The organism is Algoriphagus aquimarinus, assembly GCF_007997215.1.
GTDB classification, from domain to species: domain Bacteria; phylum Bacteroidota; class Bacteroidia; order Cytophagales; family Cyclobacteriaceae; genus Algoriphagus; species Algoriphagus aquimarinus_A.
In genome coordinates this window covers 70,317-88,119 of record NZ_VORW01000016.1, presented here as the reverse complement: position 1 = coordinate 88,119, position 17,803 = coordinate 70,317, and the positions used below count along the sequence as shown (strand labels likewise).

Sequence of the window (17,803 nt, the reverse complement as noted above, 5' to 3'; positions counted from 1 at the left end):
TGGATGACTGATAATTATTCAATACAGTTTATCAAAGAGCCTGTCATAGCAGGTTCTTTCTTTTAATTATGAATCAAAAGTAAATAATATACCATGCTATAATGTTAAGAGAGTTTTAGCCTTATATTAATTATACAAAGGCAAATGTTGAGCATTATATTAATTTATAGACCAACGCTTTCTATTATAGAAATAGGAAAAAAGTAGCCATTTAGACCTTAAAATGGGTATTAGAAGCAATCAGCAAGCTGAAAATAAAACTATCAAGAATTAACTATATGATAACCTACAGGTATCTTCAGAACTACCTCAATGAGTTCTCCTACAAGCTAAACAGAAGAAATTATGGAGAAAAAATATTTGACAGATTAGTTCTCGTCTTAAATTACCCTTATACAAAATCATAAGGGCACACAAATAAATATATAAACTTATATATAAAGCTCTATGAAATTATTTGACCCTCGTTAATTAAATAAAACAGTATCAAGGATATTCTCTACTATATATAACAATTTAATAAAACATAAATCATATAGAGCCATGCATTTCTAAAATCATAAATAGAAGTTATTTTTAAACTATGAAGAACCGGTTCTTTATGAACACTCAAATTCTGATTTCAGTAATTAGGCTTTGAAATCAAGAAGGGTTGTAATTTTCTTGTAAACCGACTCCACCCCTCAACCTCCTTCCCAAACTCTTGGAAGCTTTGAAAGCTTGGCAAAGAAAATGCTATAAATCAACTATATTCTTTAAGGCACCAAAAAAGCAGCCTTCTTTTTCTAAAAGAAATTAATAAACGTGTCTAAATTCTCATTTAAAGCTCTTTTTACCCTACTTATACTAGTTGGCATAAGTGTAGAAATTTTTGCCCAAGATGCGAATGACACGTCAAAGGTGTCGATCACTCAAAAGGCACTGGACAAAGGCATGGATTTTATCACCAAATCTAATAGGGACACAGTACTGGTAGAAAAAGCGGAGGCAAAATTTCTTCCTTATGCAGGGATGATCATCCGAAATATTGAGGTTGAAACCATTGGGTTTGAATTTTCTATCTATGGACGTCAGAAGCCAATAGTCCAGAAAGTAGGTAGAATTGCAAATAAACTCCATACAAATACCCGAGAGAAAACTATCCGCCAACACCTATTCATCAAACCAAACGGACAGTTAAACCCATACAAACTCGGTGATAATGAGCGATTCCTGAGGGATCAACCGTTTATTCTTGAAAGCCGGATAGTAGTCACACCTGTAGATGGAACTGACTCTGTGGATCTAACCGTGGTCACCCGGGACATTTTCAGCATTGGTGGATCTGTAGGTGGAAGCATCCCTACTGCGCCACTTTTCAAAGTATATGATGCCAATGTAGATGGAAGGGCTCAAGGTTTCGAATTTAACATGCTATATGACCTTGAACGAAGCCCGAAGACAGGTGTAGGAGTGGCTTATTCCAAAAGTAGTTTGATGGGAAGTTTAGCTGATTTTATGGTCTACTATACACAGCTGAATTCAGGGGTAAGTCAAGGAGAGGAAATCGAATATTCTACGGGGATCATGCTGGAAAGGCCTTTAGTTTCCCCCTATTCCAAAATGGCAGGCGGTGCCAGTTGGAGCCAGAATTGGTCAAGAAACGTAAGATCAAAACCTGATTCCTCCTTTCTAAATTACAAATACAACATCATGGATGTATGGACCGGCTACAATTTCGGTTCGGAGAAAACCTTCAAGGATAGACGAAGGGAATTTCTTGCTTTACGCCTTTATGATGGAGATTTTGTGAATCAGCCAGAACAAAAGGAAGTGATGGATGAGCGCAGATATCATGACAGCAAGGGAATTCTAGCAGAATTCAGCCTTTATCAACAGGACTTCTTAAAGACCCAATATGTCTATGGTTTTGGCCGGACGGAGGACATTCCCTTTGGTTACAACCTTTCCACTACCGTGGGATACATAAACACGATATCGGTTTCTAGACCTTATGCAGGAGTTAATTTCAACTATAAAGGAGCTTCAAAAAGCGGAAGCTTTTACGAACTGACCCTGAATGCAGCTAGCTATTTTCGAAGTGGTAATTGGGAAGATGGCGTGCTACAGGCTGGAGGCACATTCTATACTCAAGCGTTCTCGATAGGCAAATACAAAATCAGGAATTCCGCTTCGGCTTTCTATACAAAATTATTTGACAGAGTAGACAATGACTGGTTGACGATCCGAGGCAATACTATTCCCGGATTGCGCGTAGAAGAAGTGGATGCTACAAAAAGATACTCTTTAGGCTTTGAGTCGAGCCTTTTTACTCCTTGGTCTTTGGTTGGGTTTAGGGTAGCTCCTTTCACTTCCTTTTATTGGGCCAAATTGAAATGTCCTAGCTGCGAAAATCAATATCAAAACTATACAGGAATCAGCCTTGGGATGCGAGTGCGAAATGAAAACCTGATCTTCGGAACCATGGAAATAAAAGGAACCTATATCCCTACGGATGACGAAGGAAATTCCAAATTCGCTTTTAGCTTTCGCAAAAACTTAAGGTTCAGAAAATCAGACACCTATGTGTCTGCTCCAGATTTGATCAATTATAATTGAGTTCAGCAGTTCGTTCATAGCTTATCTAGCTTCATCAATCAGCAAGTATTTCTACTTTAGAAAATAGGGTAAAAGACCTATTTGTTGAATTCAGGGAATGTTTAAATTATTAGGGAAAATGCCGGACACAAACTCATAAACTTTGGCAAAAGACAGTAATTCATTAGTTTTTAATAAATTACTCTTACTTATTCCAAATCCTTAGAATTCACATCACTTCCGATTCATGGCATTTAAAACTTATCTGATTCTTTTCTTTTTATTAGTCAACAATTCATTTTCCATGGCCCAGCATAACGCTAATTACGACGAAAGTAAGGTTCCTGACATCACGCTTCCAGACATTTTTGTAAGTCTCAGAGGCAAGCTAATCAGCACACAGCAAGATTGGGAAGAGATTCGCAGACTTGAGATTCTGGATCTTTTCCGAGAACATGTCTATGGAAATATCCCGAGTGACTTTGATCATATTTTATATTCAGAAGTGCAGGAAAGCCAAAATCCATATCCGGAAAAAGCCATTCTAAAAGAAGTGAATATAACAGTATCCAGAAATGGAAAATCGCACACGATGCGCCTGAACGTGTTTCTTCCCAAGAGTGGAAAAGGTCCGTTCCCAATTTTTCTACTAATCAATTATCAACCCAAATATGCAGATGGAAAGCTAGTAGAGGAAGGTTATTGGCCAGTTTCAGAGTTGATTGATAGAGGATATGCTACAGCATCCTTTCATGGAGAGACGGTGGCTCCGGATGATGCCGAAAGATTCTCTGAAGGAATTCTAAATACACTTTATCCCGAAGAGTTGGACAAGGCAGATGGCATGAGAACTTTTGGAGCTTGGGCGTGGGCAGCAATGCGGGCAATGGATTATTTCCAGCAGGATCCAATATTTGATACTAGAAAATCTGCATTGGCTGGTCATTCACGAGCTGGAAAAACGACACTTTGGGCCGCCGCGAATGATACGCGCTGGTCAGTGGCCTTTCCAAATGAATCAGGCTGTGGCGGTGCTGCAATTTCCAGAAGAAAATATGGAGAAACAGTGGCTGTAATCAACACCAGTTTTCCTCATTGGTTTACAGATAACTTTACAGCCTACAACGGTCAAGAAGAAGATTTGCCGGTGGATCAGCACATGCTAGCTGCACTAATTGCGCCACGTGCGCTGTATTTCGCCAGTGCTAGAGGAGATCAATGGTCAGACCCAAAAGGTGAGTACATCTCCATGCAATTGGGATCGCGGATTTATTCTGAGATCTACAATCAGGAGGTTAACTTCCCATTAGCTTTTGAAGAAATAGGCTCACCTATCATTCAACCTTTCGCAGGCTATCATATCCGTGAAGGCAAGCATAATTTAACCTGGGAGGATTGGGAACATTTTATAGATTTTGCTGAAATTCAGTGGAAGCAAATCAGGTAAGCACCGGACACCACCTCTTTTTCAAAATAGTATCTTATTTAATCAAACCCATAATTAGCTCATGCAAACCTTACTTTTCATTTTATCTCTCTTCAGCTTTTTCCCTAAACCTGACAAACCAACTGTGAAAATCCTCAGCTCTGGATTCATCTATGAAGAAGCGCCTTTCCCTTCATGTCATGCTTCCACCTTAGTGGAGACAGACCGAGGAATAATGGCTTCCTGGTTTGGAGGGAGTTACGAAAGACATCCTGATGTAAGTATTTATACTTCTCTTTTAGAAAAAGGAACTTGGTCTACTCCCAAAATGGTAGCTGATGGAGTGGAAAACAAAGACTTCCGAAATCCTACTTGGAACCCAGTCCTTTACCAGAATCCGAATGGACAACTCGTGCTTTTCTACAAAGAAGGTCCAAATCCAAGAGAATGGTGGGGACTATACAAAACATCAGATAACGGAGGAAAGACCTGGTCTAAAGCCATTCAAATTCCCCCTGGAATGCTGGGCCCCGTCAAGAACAAAGCCGTGACTTTGTCGGACGGCACACTTCTCCACCCAAGCAGCTTCGAAACAAATGGCATTTGGAGTATGCATGTGGAAACTACTACTTCTGATATCACAAATTGGAAAAAGATAGAAATCGACAACGGCGCTTTTCATGCAATCCAGCCAACGATATTAACTTATCCAAATGGAAAACTTCAAATGCTCGCCAGAACTCAAGAAGATGTGATCGGAACGACTTGGTCCTCGGATAATGGTAAAACTTGGTCTACTGTAGAATCCACAGGATTGATCCATAACAATTCAGGAATAGATGCGGTAACATTAAAAAGTGGGATACAATTATTGCTATGCAATCCTATCAAGAACGGTAGAAACAAGCTTTCTCTGATGATGTCCATGGACGGAGTAAAGTGGGAAGAATTATATGTGTTGGAGGATCACCCTAAAGGTGAGTTCAGTTACCCAGCTATCATTCAGGCGAAGGATGGGACGATCCACATCTCATATACTTACAATCGCGAGAAGATAAAACACGTGGCTTTAATCATCTGATTTTAGTGAGCTGTTCGATTGATTCGCATAAGAAAATTCTGATGGACTAGAATCATATTGAGCGATGATGTCGCTCTCCCTCTCATGCTTTTAAACACCATATACAATACCGAATTAGCATAAATACATGACCTAATAGAGATTATCTGCATCCTTACGAATTCAGATAAATTGCATGAATTTGTGCCCTCCGCGTAATTCTCTGCGTCCACCGTGGTTTGAAACTAACCAACTAACTAACTCTCAAACCCGGGCTTTACCATTTCCCAAAACTCATCCAAGGCTATAATTCTTGGCTTGAGAAAGGAAATGATTTCTGGCCAATCCATCTCATCCATCACATTCACTGCAGGTAATATTTTCTCTATCCTAGAAACCGTCTGCCCAAATTCATTGACCTGATGTAGTTTCCAGCTCCATTCCTCGTCTAGAGTTGACTCCAAGATCTTACGAAGTTGCCCAAACTGATCGAAATACAGTTCCTGCAATTCTTCGTCATGGTGACCTAATTCAATTCCTATAGACGCAAAGTCACGCTCGGCTTTCATCCTGAAATAAATGTCACGAACACCCGTCTTGTAATTAGGCCAATTTATCCTTCTTCCCTCTGCATTCGGGATGGGCTTCATGTATTGCCCGAAAGCAATCCAAAATTCCGAACGGATTCTCGATGTTTCAGCTTTATTGTACAAGACTAATAGGTTGTATGGCTGTCGCTTGGTAGGACAAGAATAATCTCACCAGAAGTTGCATTCGCATCGTCCAGCTTGTCGATTTGGTCTTGAGTCACCATGTGAATATTCAAAATCTTAATAGCTGGAAACTCTTTTTTCAGGTACCAAAGTATACCTTCTCCATCTTTGGAATGATAGGAACCATTGATATGATATACCTTTTTTCCTTTGGAAAGAGGTTCAAAAAGCGACTCAGCCATAGTAGCATCCTTCAATGCCTGAGCCTGAATCATAAAGTCAGAATTCCCCGGTGCTCCGTGCATCATATCCTTCATAGCCAAATAGCCTGGCATATTCATATCCACTACTACTGGCAACTTTGCGAAATAATTCTTCGCCTGAGGCGATAGTGAATCCAAAGCGACTAAGCCAGCCTTACTGACTAGAGAAGCATATTTTCTCGGAACATTCGTCGCTATAAATCTCAGTCCTTTCTCTTTCGCGTAGCGCAAAACAGGACGGTAATCGGTATTATAATTCTTCCAAAGATTCGCCTCTCCTTCGAAATTACTCTCTGTTATTTGATTGGCAAACCATTCGTCCAAGTTCAGCTGATCTTCGCGCTCAAAAATCTCTGAGCCTACGACAAGATCAGGGTTTTCTGCCTGCAATCCTTTCAGAACTTGCAACTGCAACCAATGACCCACGCTGTTATTATGGAGTTCTCCAAAGAAAACAGCATCTGCATCCTTTGCTTGTTTAAGCACATTTTGGAGGTCTATTTTTTTTCCTTTATTGTTAAAAAACTGGTAGGCCTCACCCTGAGCTTTGCTCGTTCCAAACGAACCCAAGACAAATAGGACTGCTAAGTAATAATTACGCATAATCTTCAGGATATTGAATTTGCACAGAGGAGAAACTTACTAATCCACCCAGTGCGGGGTGATGCTTTTTAAGTGTTAACCTAATTTTGGTGGTGTTAGGATATGCTTCCAGAATATCTGTCACGATCACATGGCCTAGATGCTCCAGTAGCTTCACCTTTACATCCATTCTGGCTTTGATCAGTTTGTACAACTTGGAATAATCCACGGTCGCACTCAAATCATCGTGAAGCATCGCCTGGCGAAAATCTGTTTCCAGTTCAAGATCCAACGTGAAGCGATTCCCTAGAATAGATTCCTCTGGATATGCACCGTGATACGCATGAAATTCAATCCCTTCGAGACTTACTTTTCCCATTAGTCAAATTGGTCAAAAAATGATCCCGATTGGTTCTTCGGATCTTCGGTATGTCTTGGTTGAGAAGCTTGTGGTTTTAATTCCTCTACGATTGGCTTTTGCTTCACCTCTTCCAGTTCTTCTATATCTTCTTCAAGAGCTTCATCTTCCAGTTGCATCTTGGTATCCTCTATTTCATCTTCATTGATTTCCATCTCCAAATCAGGCGTAGAATCGTGCTCTTCAAGTTCTAGGTCCTCTTCGATAACTTCCATCTCAGCCATTAGATTCTCTTCGATTTCCTCATCTATAATCTCTTCTTCATACCCGAGATTCTCCAAATTGCCAAAAGTAAAAGTCTGAGATCTACTCAGTTCATCTATAGCACGAGCGTGCGCTTTAGCATCGATTCTGGAAAAATGTGCTTCAGAAAGATCGATTTGATTGGCAGTATCCTGAGCTATTCTTCTCAGGCTTTTTACCATAGATTCTCTTTGCTCAGCTAGCCCTTCATATGAACGCACCAAGCCCTGCATGCTTTCCCGCAGCTGTACGATAGTTTCTTTTGCTTTGACCTCAGCAGCAGTTATAAGTGCTGCAGCCTGCTCTTCGGCCTGTCTTCTAGAGTCAGCTACCATCTGATCTATATGTTTGGTAGCATTATACGCAGTTTCATTGGCATCCGCTACAATCAAATCAGCTGCCTCATTGGCTTCGACTATGATCGCTGCTCCAGTATCTTCTGCAGTTTTCAGGGTACGGAAAAGAGACTCCTCCACATCCTTTAAACGCTTTGCCTCAGCTTCTGTATTTTGAAGCTTAGTCTTAAGCTCCATATTTTCTTTGTGAAGCTGATCGACTACTTCACTGATTTCATCCAAAAAAAGGGTTACTTCTTTTTTCTCATATCCTCTGAATCCAACTTCAAAGGTTTTTTGCCGAATGGCTGCTGGTGTGATCTTCATGTGTTAATTCGCTTCGATTTGCCAAATAGAAATAGTACGGTCGTCTGACACGGAAATGACGTTGCCTTGATAGCTACTCCAAATTACCTTGTTTATTGAAGTGCCGTGGCCTGCATTTCTTGCTTTGTCGATGACCTTGAGGAGTTTTTTCTCACCTGCATCCCAAATCTTTATCGATTTGTCCATGGAGCAGGTGACTAGGAGATCTCCGTCCTCCTTGAAATATAAATAATTAATGGCATACAAATGTGCCACAATGTTTTCTTGTAGAGAATAGCTGTCAGTTTCCCAAAATTTTAATCGTGCATCCCTTCCTGCACTCACCAAAATTGATTCATCCGGGGAATAAGAAAGTGCAAAAACTGAGTTGGTATGTCCAGTCAAATTAGCAATCGGATGAAAATCGTTTGATAAATCTAGAATCTTCACTGTATGATCGCTCAAGCCAATAGCCAGCTGACGTTTATCTTTAGCCAAAGACATGACTCGAATGCTCTTCGTGCTCAGCTTGATATGTTTCTTTATCGTTTTGGAATTGATATCCACTACGATCAACACTCCATCTCCTGTACCAATATAAGCTTCATCGCCGAATATTTTGATATCAAAAATCGCTTTATCAGTCAGTTTCAGCGACCAAATTTCCTTGCTTTCATTCAGGTCGATGACATGGATACCTTCGAAGTTATGCCCCACAAAAAGCAAGTTTCGGCTATAGTCTACCGATAGTGCATACACCGAGTGTGGAAGTCTCGCGATCAACTTGCCATCTTTAGGATGATCCAGATCCCACTCCACCACCATTCCATCTCCAGCTCCTGTGTAAAAATATCGGGGATCACAGCCTTCTGTCAGTGCATAGATGCAGTCATTGTGCCCGGTTAGTGTTTGTAATTTATTAACTTCTATTTTTGACATATATTGGACGGAGACTTTGGGTGCCCTGCTGGCCTATGCAAACAAAAATAGAGAAAATAGATTCTTCCTCGGCTTTAGCTATCAAGATTATCGAAACTCAGGATGAAAATGAGCTGGATTTCCTGAGCTTTCGTGAAAAACTATCTTACGCCAATATTTCTCATCAGGAAAAAAAGCGAGAATGGGCCACAGCCCGCATGGCAATCCGGGATGCTTTGGATGTATTGCACATTCCTTATCCAGGCTTTTTCAAAGATGAACATGGTAAATCTCAAACGATGAACGGGCATGGATATATGTCACTTTCGCACACGATGGGCTATGCAGGGGCAATTTATCATCGCGACAATCCAGTCGGAATTGATATGGACTTGATCCGGGAAAAAATATTACGAATTGGATTCCGGTTTCTGGACCAATCAGAATTAGATTTTCTGGCAAAAGACCCACTGGATTACACGATGGCATGGTCGGCAAAAGAATCTATCTTTAAGTGTCAGGGAAAAAGAGGTGTATCCTTCAGGGAAAATATACTTTTAGAACCATTTGACTCGAAAACTGGAATCATCAAAGGTAAGATCCGAGGTACGGACTTTACGGATCATCATTACACAGTACAAGTTCGGGTGATCTCGGATGTTGTGCTCACTTACACTATCTGGTAAATGAAAAAACTTAGCTTATTATTCCTTATTCTCCTTTTCACTTCTGTATCTCTTTCTGCTCAAGGCCTAGAAGGAATAAATCTAACTGATGCAGTCACGGGCAAAGTCATCAATATTCAGTCTCAGGTGAAGGGAAAAGGCTTAGTACTGATTTTCCATAGTTTGGCATGTCCTTTTGCCAAACTGTATGAATCTCGATTGATTGCTTTGCGAAGCAAATACCAAAGTCAAGGTTTTACTTTTATTCTAGTGAACCCTGAAGTCAGCGGAAACGAAGAAGACAAAACCACGCTGCGCACCTACATTGATCAATCGGACATCAATATGCCCTACTTGATAGATGAAAATCAAGTGCTCAGTAAATTCTATAAAATCACCAAAATTCCTGAGGTGTTGCTGATTACTCCCGGAGGCAATGGAAATACGATCAGCTACAGAGGTGCAATAGACAACAATCCACAGGCGGAAACTGCCGTATCAGCAAAGTACCTAGACAGGGCGATGGACTCTTTATTAAAGGGCGAAGCTCCAAGTCCAGGCCAAGCCAGAGCCGTAGGCTGCAACCTACGTACCTATTGAGAGTTTAGCAGTGTAATAAGCTCCTGTATTTCTTGCACTTTATCTGATTCCCCTAGTTTCTCGAAGGCGTTTTCCAGATTTCTGAACATCCGTAGCATAATCTGAAGATGTGCACAAGGCTCAAAGTATTCCTCCTTAGGGTCGATCTTCAATTGCTCCAAGTAGTTAAAAATATCTTTTCTACTGAATATCAAACCCTTATTAAAAGCATTGATATAAAAATTGATATCAGCTGATTTATAGGTAAGTACGAAGAGATTTGGGAGATTCACACCATAAATCGGCAACCCAAGTTTCTTCGCTACCAGCAGGTAGATAGAACATAAAGTCAGTGGATTTCCACGCTTGGAATCCAGCACAGACGAGAGCATGCTATTGGCAGGAGAATGAAAATTCTTGGTATTTGCTGAAAATCGAAGCGTATTATACAAGACATTGTTGATTGCCCGCACCTGCTCGTAAGGAGTCAGATCATTTTTGAAAGCAGTCCATACATCGAAGTAAATCTGATGCATTTCGGCATTCAGCTTGGAGTATTCCAAATCTGGATATTGGTAGGTATTGATAATCCAGAGTCCAGTGAGTAAGTCTCGGTCATCCGTATCTCTCCAGTCTGTCAATCGAGCTTTCAATAATGAAAACTGAAGATCGTGAACCAACTCTTCTATCTCTTTTTGAATATCCGGATTGAAGCTACTCTCCCACTTTTTTTCCAGAAATGGAATAATCTCATTTCCAAGAGAAGTTATCCGATCCCGCACGTGCATTCTCACTTCACGATCAGAATCATCCAACAAGGAAACCAAGGCATTTAATTCTCCGGGTGTCAAATCACTCATAGTCAAAAGGCAAAGGTTAATGGAATAAAACCGTAAAATAAGATACTAAAAAATATCTTAAGTCTGAATCACTCCTACATTGAATCTTTCTGTAATGGGAGCATGATTTGCAGCTTCTATCCCCATGCTGATCACCTTTCTAGTTTCCCGAGGATCGATGACTCCATCTACCCAAAGTCTTGACGCTGCATAGTAAGGACTCAACTCCTCGTTGTATTTGGAAGTGATTTCGTCTAGCAATTCCTTCTCGTCTTCAGGAGATATTTCCAGACCTTTTTTCTTCAAACCGGCAACCTTGATTTGCAAAAGCGTATTTGCTGCTGCTGCTCCTGACATCACCGCCATCTGAGCTGTAGGCCAAGAGTAAATCAGCCGAGGATCATAGGCTTTTCCGCACATCGCATAATTTCCTGCTCCGTACGAATTGCCTAGAATAAAGGTAAATTTCGGTACCACTGAATTCGCCATGGTGTTCACCATTTTCGCTCCATCCTTGATGATGCCTCCATGCTCAGCTTTACTTCCTACCATAAATCCACTCACATCCTGCAAGAATACCAAGGGAATTTTACGCTGATTGCAATTCATGATAAATCGTGCTGCCTTGTCTGCTGAGTCTGAGTAAATCACTCCACCCATCTGCATTTCGCCTTTGGCAGTTTTGACGATCTTTCGCTGATTAGCCACTATCCCCACTGCCCAACCATCAACTCTAGCGGTTCCACAGATCAGCGTTTTACCATAGTCCTCCTTGTATTCATCAAAGTCTCCAGCATCTACTAAACCCTTTATGATTTCCAGCATATCATAAGGCTTCACGCGCTCTGTAGGAAAAACATCTACAAGTTTATCTCCTGACATCCCAGGATCTCTAGATTCAGCCCGGTCAAAACCTGCAATGGGATTGTGTCCTATTTTATCAAAAATCTTACGGATCGCATCCAAGCAATCCTGATCTGTATCGTACTTATTGTCCGTCACACCGGAAATCTCGCAGTGCGTAGTTGCTCCTCCTAGTGTCTCATTATCTATTGTCTCTCCTATGGCTGACTTCACCAGATAAGAACCTGCCAAGAAAATAGATCCCGTCTTATCCACGATCATCGCCTCATCTGACATAATAGGGAGATATGCCCCACCTGCCACACAGCTGCCCATGATCGCAGCAACTTGGATAATTCCCATAGCAGACATTTTCGCATTGTTTCGGAATTGACGACCAAAATGCTCTTTGTCCGGAAAAATCTCATTTTGCATAGGCAGAAAAACTCCAGCGCTATCCACCAAGTAGATAACTGGGATTTGATTGTCCATAGCGATTTCCTGTGCACGTAGGTTTTTCTTAGCTGTCATCGGAAACCATGCTCCAGCCTTTACCGTCGCATCATTGGCCACGATCATGCACATTCTTCCGCTGACATAGCCAATCCCGGTAACCACGCCGCCAGACGGACATCCACCCTCCTCCTCATACATTCCATCGGCTACAAATGCTCCAACTTCTAAAAAATCAGTATTCTTATCTCGTAAATAATCAATCCGCTCACGTGCAGTGAGCTTACCTTTTGCATGTTCTTTTTCTATTCTTTTGGCCCCGCCTCCCAGCTTTACTTGCTCGTATTTAGCCTGTAAATTCTGAAGTAAATTTTCCATACTTGGATTAAAATTTCCGGTAGTTGCTCTCATTAGTCAATTTTGGGTTTAGTAATCAAAACTATCGCACCTAAGGGATAGTTTAATTTCGAAGTTAAAAAAAACAATCCTGAAAATAGCGAACAGTCCCTTTCGCAGTATTCAGTCTTAGAAAAGTCATCCAGAAATCTCTGTCACAAACTACTATACTAACATAAAGTGAACTTGGTGTTGCTGAGTGTTTTTTGTCCCTAAAACAAAAGCCCTTTTCCATACATGAAAAAGGGCTAAGTAACTATGAGAAAACTAGGGATTAATTTTTCTCAATCGATTCCTTATAATCTCTGATCGATCTATAAATCGCTGAAGCCATGTACTCTTTACCTTCCTGACTCATTAGGTATCTCTCTTCCTCAGTATTAGAAAGGAAACCAAGCTCAACCAAAACTGATGGCATAGATGGAGTCCAAAGGACATAGAATGGACCTTGCTTTACACCACGGCTTTTTCTACCTACCCGCTCTCTGAATTGTGTTTCTACATTATCCGCCAAATTCACAGAATTCTCGAAGTGAACTTTTGACATTAAGTTGAACATCATGTAGGATTCAGGAGAAGAAGGGTCAAAACCTTCGTAGTTCTCCTCGTAATTATCCTCTAGGAGGATTACAGAGTTTTCTCTCTTTACTATATCAAAGTTGGCATCAAAGTGTTTGGTACCCATCACAAATGTTTCTGTCCCGAAGGCAGATTTGTTTGGAGCTGAGTTGGAATGAATGGAGACAAATAGATCTGCTTTGTTATTATTTGCAATCATAGGCCTTTCTTTCAACGTAGGAAAGCTATCATCCTTACGGGTATAGACTACTTCCACATCAGGCATATTTTCCTTGATATATTTCCCAACCAGCAGAGTTACAGCTAGGTTGATATCTTTTTCCTTCGACCTTGATCCTACATTACCTGGATCTTTTCCACCGTGTCCGGCATCGAGAACGATTTTTTTCATCCGAAACTTCGGCATCATCGTTTCGTTGTTGATAAATCCGCCAAACACCAAGGGAATGCATAAAATCAGACTAAGAAGAATTTTTTTGTTTTTGGACCGTTCCATGAGGGCAATAAAATTAACTTTACACGAAATTTCACTCAAATTAAATAAAGCGTAAGCAACAGTGCAGGGATTCAGGCTCTTTTTATTTTGCTTTTTTGGGCTATTGATCGTTCCGCTAATAGCGACTGCGCAAAAACCCGTTCGACAGCGTCAAGAGAAGCCTCTTACGCTTCCAGATACATTAATGCCACCTTCGGGAGATCTGATAGCTCTGGATACTGTACCCAGTCCTGCTGATACGCTTGCGCTTACTGACTCGACAAAAATTATGCCCAGGAGTGATATCTCTACAGATATTACTTATTACGGAGAAGATAGTATCGTTTCGGATTTCACAGAGAACAAAGTCTACCTCCACAAACAAGCATGGTTTGAATACGGAACGATGAGACTAGAAGCTGATCTGATCATCATCGATTGGAAAAACTCTGAACTGTATGCCTCAGGTGTGACTGATAGTTTGGGAAATGTAACCGGAAACCCATTTTTCAAAGACGGATCAGCTTCCTATGAAATCAGGAAGGAAATGCGCTATAATTTCAAAACTCAAAAAGCCATCATCAAAGATGTGGTCACTGAGCAGCAAGATGGTATCCTTCGAGGGGAAACCATTAAGAAAATGGAAAATGGCAGTGTTTATCTAGCAAATGGGTATTACACTACCTGTACACTCACCACACCTCACTACCACGTTTCTTCCAAAAAAATCAAATCTGTAGAGGGTGGCCAGGTAGTATCAGGGCCTTTCAATCTCTATTTTAACGGCATTCCTACTCCGCTCGGCTTACCTTTTGGTATCATTCCAAATACGCCTGAGGAGAAGGCCTCAGGACTTATTTTCCCTTCTTATGGACAGGAGCAGAAACGGGGTTTATATCTAAGGGATTTGGGATACTACTTTGCAATCAATGACTATGTACACAGCAGGGTGACTGGAGACATTTACTCCAATGGAGGTTGGGGTTTAAAGTCCCAAACTGTATACAAAAAACGATACAGATTTGGAGGATCTTTCAATATTGACTTCCAAAAATTCAAATCTCCAGAAACGGAATTGAATCCTGTGGACTACAATACATTCCGAATCCAATGGTCTCACACTCCTGTATCCCGTGGAAACAGTAATTTTTCTGCTTCGGTAAATGCTGGTTCTACCAGTTATTTCAACAACATCATCAACCCAAACAGCTACATTAATAATGTGACTTCGGATTTGTCCTCGAATATCAATTACACCAAAACTTTTACAGGAACTCCATTCTCTTTATCAACGAGTATGAGGCATTCCCAAAGTGTGCAGACTGGTGAAGTGCAACTGAGTTTACCGACTATGAACCTCAGTATGAATAGGCAAAGCCCATTCAAAAACGTGAAATTCGAGCCTCTGAAAACCTTAAATATTGCGTATACTTTTGATATGCAAAACACGATTACCAATAAGGTCGAGAAGAATTTCGGTGTAGATCCTGACTTGGTGGAAAATTCTGGTGAACCAGAACTGGTAGATTTCACACCAGCTAACTTTGGCTACTTGCTGGAGAATGCAAATAATGGCGCTAGAAATAGAATCCCTGTGAGTTCTAATTTTACACTTTTCAAGTATTTCACCGGCACAGCTTCTACCAGCTTAACCGAACTTTGGTATCTCAAACGTATCAATTACTTCTATAATCCTGAAGAAGGGCGTGTAGATAAAATCTTGGAAGATGGCTTTAACCGGGTGACATTCTATTCCAGTTCCTTCAGTCTTGCCACCAATATCTACGGGTACTTTGATTTCAAAAAAGGTAAAGTAAAAACGATCCGTCAGCATATTCAACCTTCAGTTAGTTTTAATTTTACTCCAGATTTTTCAGATCCTTCTTTTGGATATTACCAGGAGGTGCAGACAAATGCAAAAGGAGATACTCGTTTAATGTCCCGACATACTGGATTCGCTTACGGTGGTGCTCCAATGGGAGAAAGCAGGTCAATGAGTTTTAACATTCGTAGTGTGGTGGAAGCAAAAATCCTAGACAAAACCGACTCCATCGAAGGAACTGCCACCAAGAAAATCTCCCTATTAGAAAATATAGATTTTGGATCCAGCTATAACTTTGCCGCAGATTCATTCAATCTTGCTCCTATTAGGATCAGTGCACGGACAAGTTTTTTCAACAGGAAATTATCTGTGAATATGAGCTCTACGCTAGATCCTTATGCCACCACGACTTATACCAATACAAGTGGCACTGAATCCTTTCGCTCCGTCAATAAATTTGCATGGAAAAATGGACAGGGACTGGGAACTATCCGAAATGCATCATTGAATATGAATGCTTCTATCAATCCCAATTCTGCCCAAAATCAAGCAGAAGTGAGAGATGAACTCACGGATAATTTTATGCAGACAGGTGGAGTGATGAATGATTTTGTGCAAAGTGAAATTAATAGAATTGCAACAGATCCTAGCCAATACATCGACTGGGATATTCCTTGGAACGTCTCATTTGGCTATGTTCTATCCTATAGCAATCAAGTGACAACCGGAAGAAAAAACATCACTCAAACCATAAGCATGAATGGTGATTTCTCTTTATCTGATAAGTGGAAGATCAACTTCAACACTGGTTTGGATATGCAGACTAGAGAGCTTACCCAAACCATGGTAGGAATTGCAAGAGATCTTCACTGCTGGCAGATGAATGTGAACTGGATTCCTTTTGGTCGATTCACTTCCTATAATATCGACATTCGAGTGAAATCAACTATCCTTCAGGATTTGAAAGTATCTAGAAGAAGGTCATTTTTTGATCGATAATCCGACATCGTTAAACTCTCGACCTGCTAATCGGCATGGTCATACATCGTGGACCGCCAAGACCTCGGGAAAGTTCAGAAGAAGGAATCTCTAATACCTCAACTCCCATTTGTCGCAATGCCCGATTCGTGTGCACGTTTCGATTGTATGAAATCACCCGGCGTGGGCCTATCGCAAAGACATTTGCCCCATCAAACCACTGCTCGCGCATCGCATAATCTGGATTGCCAGCTGCTGTGTGCAGTATCTCTAAATGCGGAATTTCCCGTTCTAAAACGGTGAGTAATGACTCCTTCAACACTTCCCGCTTGATATGGACTTTATCATCTTTGATCTCTTTCAATGTATAAAGGGAGGTCTGAAGCACTGCATTCATCGCATCAGGATAGGTTAGCACCAGATTTTCATCCAAAATCGTGAACACCGTATCCAAGTGCATAAACTGACGCTTTTGTGGTAGATGCACCTCATACACACGCTCTACAGTTCCTTCGGCTAGCATCGCCTTGGCAGCATGATAGATTGCCTTTTCATCTGTTCGCTCCGAATTACCTATGGCTACGGCCTTCTGTGATAGTACTATGATGTCACCACCTTCAATGCTCGGAGGATTATCATGTCCAAGAACTGGATATAGTTTGTTGATATTGTCTTTAAAATCCGGATGATTTTCAAAAATAGTCCGAAGCAGATCCGCCTCACGCTGTCTGCCTTCCATACGCATACTTGAAAAAATGATTCCTCCCGGAGTCAGTGCCATAGGATCTCGCTGAAAGTACAAGTTAGGACAAGGAGAAATCACAAAAGCATATTCCATCAATTCACCGACATTGAGATTTGGGAGCTTTTTTCTGAGTTCGTGAACTTTCAGTCCAGCGGTCAAAATCCCGGCACACTCCGCCGTAGAATATCGCACCAAAATTGCTTCAGCTAAATGCACCATTCCTGAGCGATTCAAAGATTCCTGCAAAAGTTTGAGCAAGACTTCCTGATCATAAAGGACACGAATCAACAATTCACGTAACTGATAAACCTTAGCTCCCGTGGATTCTTTGATAAGATTTGAAAAGAAGTCATGTTCCTTTTGCAGTGCTTCCAAGTAAGGCACATCGTCAAAAAGCAGAAATTCCTTATTGTAGGGAGTCAACCTATCAATTTCCTTTCCGGGTCTATGCATCAAAACTGCTTTGAGCGTACCGAATTCTGAATTAAGTCTAAGATTCATAGGATTACGTATTTTACAGTAATTGAATTCATAAATTATCAATAATTCAATGAATTACCTAAACTAATAACAATTCAACAAATAGTA

The 17,803-nt window shown here is 40.9% G+C and carries 15 protein-coding genes and 1 pseudogene; 7 read left to right on the top strand and 9 right to left on the bottom strand.

All coding sequences use genetic code 11. From position 1 onward, the window contains the following. Positions 1 to 218: 218 nt before the first annotated feature. The 4 genes and pseudogenes from ESV85_RS22785 to ESV85_RS17340 form a co-directional block, all read left to right on the top strand. Positions 219 to 407: pseudogene (locus ESV85_RS22785) on the top strand (IS1595 family transposase); the annotation flags it as partial. A gap of 397 nt (positions 408 to 804) precedes the next feature. Beyond that, the gene (locus ESV85_RS17350) at positions 805 to 2,598 is read left to right on the top strand and encodes a hypothetical protein (protein ID WP_146919835.1); all 1,794 of its coding nucleotides are present in this window, start codon (positions 805 to 807) and stop codon (positions 2,596 to 2,598) included. 283 nt (positions 2,599 to 2,881) lie between these two features. After that, positions 2,882 to 4,024 (top strand): acetylxylan esterase, encoded by a 1,143-nt coding sequence (locus ESV85_RS17345; RefSeq protein ID WP_223276034.1) that lies wholly within the window; start codon positions 2,882 to 2,884, stop codon positions 4,022 to 4,024. A gap of 61 nt (positions 4,025 to 4,085) precedes the next feature. Further along, positions 4,086 to 5,084: a sialidase family protein gene (locus ESV85_RS17340; RefSeq protein ID WP_146919831.1), complete on the top strand. Its 999-nt coding sequence runs from the start codon at positions 4,086 to 4,088 to the stop codon at positions 5,082 to 5,084. A gap of 236 nt (positions 5,085 to 5,320) precedes the next feature. On the opposite strand, the gene ESV85_RS17335 is transcribed toward ESV85_RS17340, so the two are convergent. Genes ESV85_RS17335 through ESV85_RS17315 form a run of 5 tightly spaced genes read right to left on the bottom strand, consistent with a single transcriptional unit; the run spans position 5,321 to position 8,862 of the window. Next, the gene (locus ESV85_RS17335) at positions 5,321 to 5,776 is read right to left on the bottom strand and encodes a DUF4268 domain-containing protein (RefSeq protein ID WP_146919829.1); all 456 of its coding nucleotides are present in this window, start codon (positions 5,774 to 5,776) and stop codon (positions 5,321 to 5,323) included. A 2-nt stretch (positions 5,777 to 5,778) separates the two neighbouring features. After that, complete coding sequence (locus ESV85_RS17330; RefSeq protein WP_146919827.1) at positions 5,779 to 6,642, bottom strand: ChaN family lipoprotein; 864 nt, start codon at positions 6,640 to 6,642, stop codon at positions 5,779 to 5,781. Then, positions 6,635 to 7,000, bottom strand: coding sequence for a dihydroneopterin aldolase (folB, locus tag ESV85_RS17325; RefSeq protein WP_146919825.1), 366 nt, complete (start codon positions 6,998 to 7,000; stop codon positions 6,635 to 6,637). The genes ESV85_RS17330 and folB overlap by 8 nt, the downstream gene beginning before the upstream one ends. Next, a complete protein-coding gene (locus tag ESV85_RS17320; RefSeq protein WP_146919823.1) occupies positions 7,000 to 7,944 on the bottom strand; it encodes a DivIVA domain-containing protein in 945 nt (314 codons plus the stop codon). The genes folB and ESV85_RS17320 overlap by 1 nt, the downstream gene beginning before the upstream one ends. A 3-nt stretch (positions 7,945 to 7,947) precedes the next feature. Beyond that, on the bottom strand, positions 7,948 to 8,862 hold the full coding sequence (locus ESV85_RS17315; protein WP_146919821.1) for a WD40 repeat domain-containing protein: 915 nt from the start codon (positions 8,860 to 8,862) through the stop codon (positions 7,948 to 7,950). 35 nt (positions 8,863 to 8,897) lie between these two features. Here ESV85_RS17315 and ESV85_RS17310 point away from each other — a divergent pair, with 35 nt between their 5' ends. Both ESV85_RS17310 and ESV85_RS17305 read left to right on the top strand, forming a co-directional pair. Continuing rightward, positions 8,898 to 9,527 (top strand): 4'-phosphopantetheinyl transferase family protein, encoded by a 630-nt coding sequence (locus tag ESV85_RS17310; RefSeq protein ID WP_146919819.1) that lies wholly within the window; start codon positions 8,898 to 8,900, stop codon positions 9,525 to 9,527. After that, complete coding sequence (locus ESV85_RS17305) at positions 9,528 to 10,106, top strand: redoxin domain-containing protein (RefSeq protein ID WP_146919817.1); 579 nt, start codon at positions 9,528 to 9,530, stop codon at positions 10,104 to 10,106. On the opposite strand, the gene ESV85_RS17300 is transcribed toward ESV85_RS17305, so the two are convergent. From ESV85_RS17300 to ESV85_RS17290, 3 genes are all read right to left on the bottom strand, one after another. Then, on the bottom strand, positions 10,100 to 10,945 hold the full coding sequence (locus ESV85_RS17300; protein WP_146919815.1) for a transglutaminase-like domain-containing protein: 846 nt from the start codon (positions 10,943 to 10,945) through the stop codon (positions 10,100 to 10,102). The two genes, ESV85_RS17305 and ESV85_RS17300, sit on opposite strands and share 7 nt — an antisense overlap. A 57-nt stretch (positions 10,946 to 11,002) precedes the next feature. Next, positions 11,003 to 12,598 (bottom strand): acyl-CoA carboxylase subunit beta, encoded by a 1,596-nt coding sequence (locus ESV85_RS17295; RefSeq protein WP_223276035.1) that lies wholly within the window; start codon positions 12,596 to 12,598, stop codon positions 11,003 to 11,005. A gap of 292 nt (positions 12,599 to 12,890) precedes the next feature. Next, a complete protein-coding gene (locus ESV85_RS17290; protein ID WP_146919811.1) occupies positions 12,891 to 13,691 on the bottom strand; it encodes an N-acetylmuramoyl-L-alanine amidase in 801 nt (266 codons plus the stop codon). Between the two features lie 106 nt (positions 13,692 to 13,797). On the opposite strand from ESV85_RS17290, the gene ESV85_RS17285 reads away from it, so the two are divergent. Then, positions 13,798 to 16,491, top strand: coding sequence for a putative LPS assembly protein LptD (locus ESV85_RS17285; protein WP_146919852.1), 2,694 nt, complete (start codon positions 13,798 to 13,800; stop codon positions 16,489 to 16,491). Positions 16,492 to 16,501: 10 nt separating this feature from the next. On the opposite strand, the gene ESV85_RS17280 is transcribed toward ESV85_RS17285, so the two are convergent. Beyond that, on the bottom strand, positions 16,502 to 17,716 hold the full coding sequence (locus ESV85_RS17280; protein WP_146919809.1) for an arginine deiminase family protein: 1,215 nt from the start codon (positions 17,714 to 17,716) through the stop codon (positions 16,502 to 16,504). Positions 17,717 to 17,803: the final 87 nt, after the last annotated feature.

Excerpts from the sequence above, each read along its gene's own strand:
- ESV85_RS17345 (WP_223276034.1), top strand. The coding sequence starts at position 2,882 with ATGGCCCAGCATAACGCTAATTACGACGAAAGTAAGGTTCCTGACATC.
- ESV85_RS17340 (WP_146919831.1), top strand. The coding sequence starts at position 4,086 with ATGCAAACCTTACTTTTCATTTTATCTCTCTTCAGCTTTTTCCCTAAA.
- ESV85_RS17330 (WP_146919827.1), bottom strand. The coding sequence starts at position 6,642 with ATGCGTAATTATTACTTAGCAGTCCTATTTGTCTTGGGTTCGTTTGGA.
- folB (WP_146919825.1), bottom strand. The coding sequence starts at position 7,000 with ATGGGAAAAGTAAGTCTCGAAGGGATTGAATTTCATGCGTATCACGGT.
- ESV85_RS17320 (WP_146919823.1), bottom strand. The coding sequence starts at position 7,944 with ATGAAGATCACACCAGCAGCCATTCGGCAAAAAACCTTTGAAGTTGGA.
- ESV85_RS17315 (WP_146919821.1), bottom strand. The coding sequence starts at position 8,862 with ATGTCAAAAATAGAAGTTAATAAATTACAAACACTAACCGGGCACAAT.
- ESV85_RS17310 (WP_146919819.1), top strand. The coding sequence starts at position 8,898 with ATGCAAACAAAAATAGAGAAAATAGATTCTTCCTCGGCTTTAGCTATC.
- ESV85_RS17305 (WP_146919817.1), top strand. The coding sequence starts at position 9,528 with ATGAAAAAACTTAGCTTATTATTCCTTATTCTCCTTTTCACTTCTGTA.
- ESV85_RS17300 (WP_146919815.1), bottom strand. The coding sequence starts at position 10,945 with ATGAGTGATTTGACACCCGGAGAATTAAATGCCTTGGTTTCCTTGTTG.
- ESV85_RS17295 (WP_223276035.1), bottom strand. The coding sequence starts at position 12,598 with ATGGAAAATTTACTTCAGAATTTACAGGCTAAATACGAGCAAGTAAAG.
- ESV85_RS17290 (WP_146919811.1), bottom strand. The coding sequence starts at position 13,691 with ATGGAACGGTCCAAAAACAAAAAAATTCTTCTTAGTCTGATTTTATGC.
- ESV85_RS17280 (WP_146919809.1), bottom strand. The coding sequence starts at position 17,716 with ATGAATCTTAGACTTAATTCAGAATTCGGTACGCTCAAAGCAGTTTTG.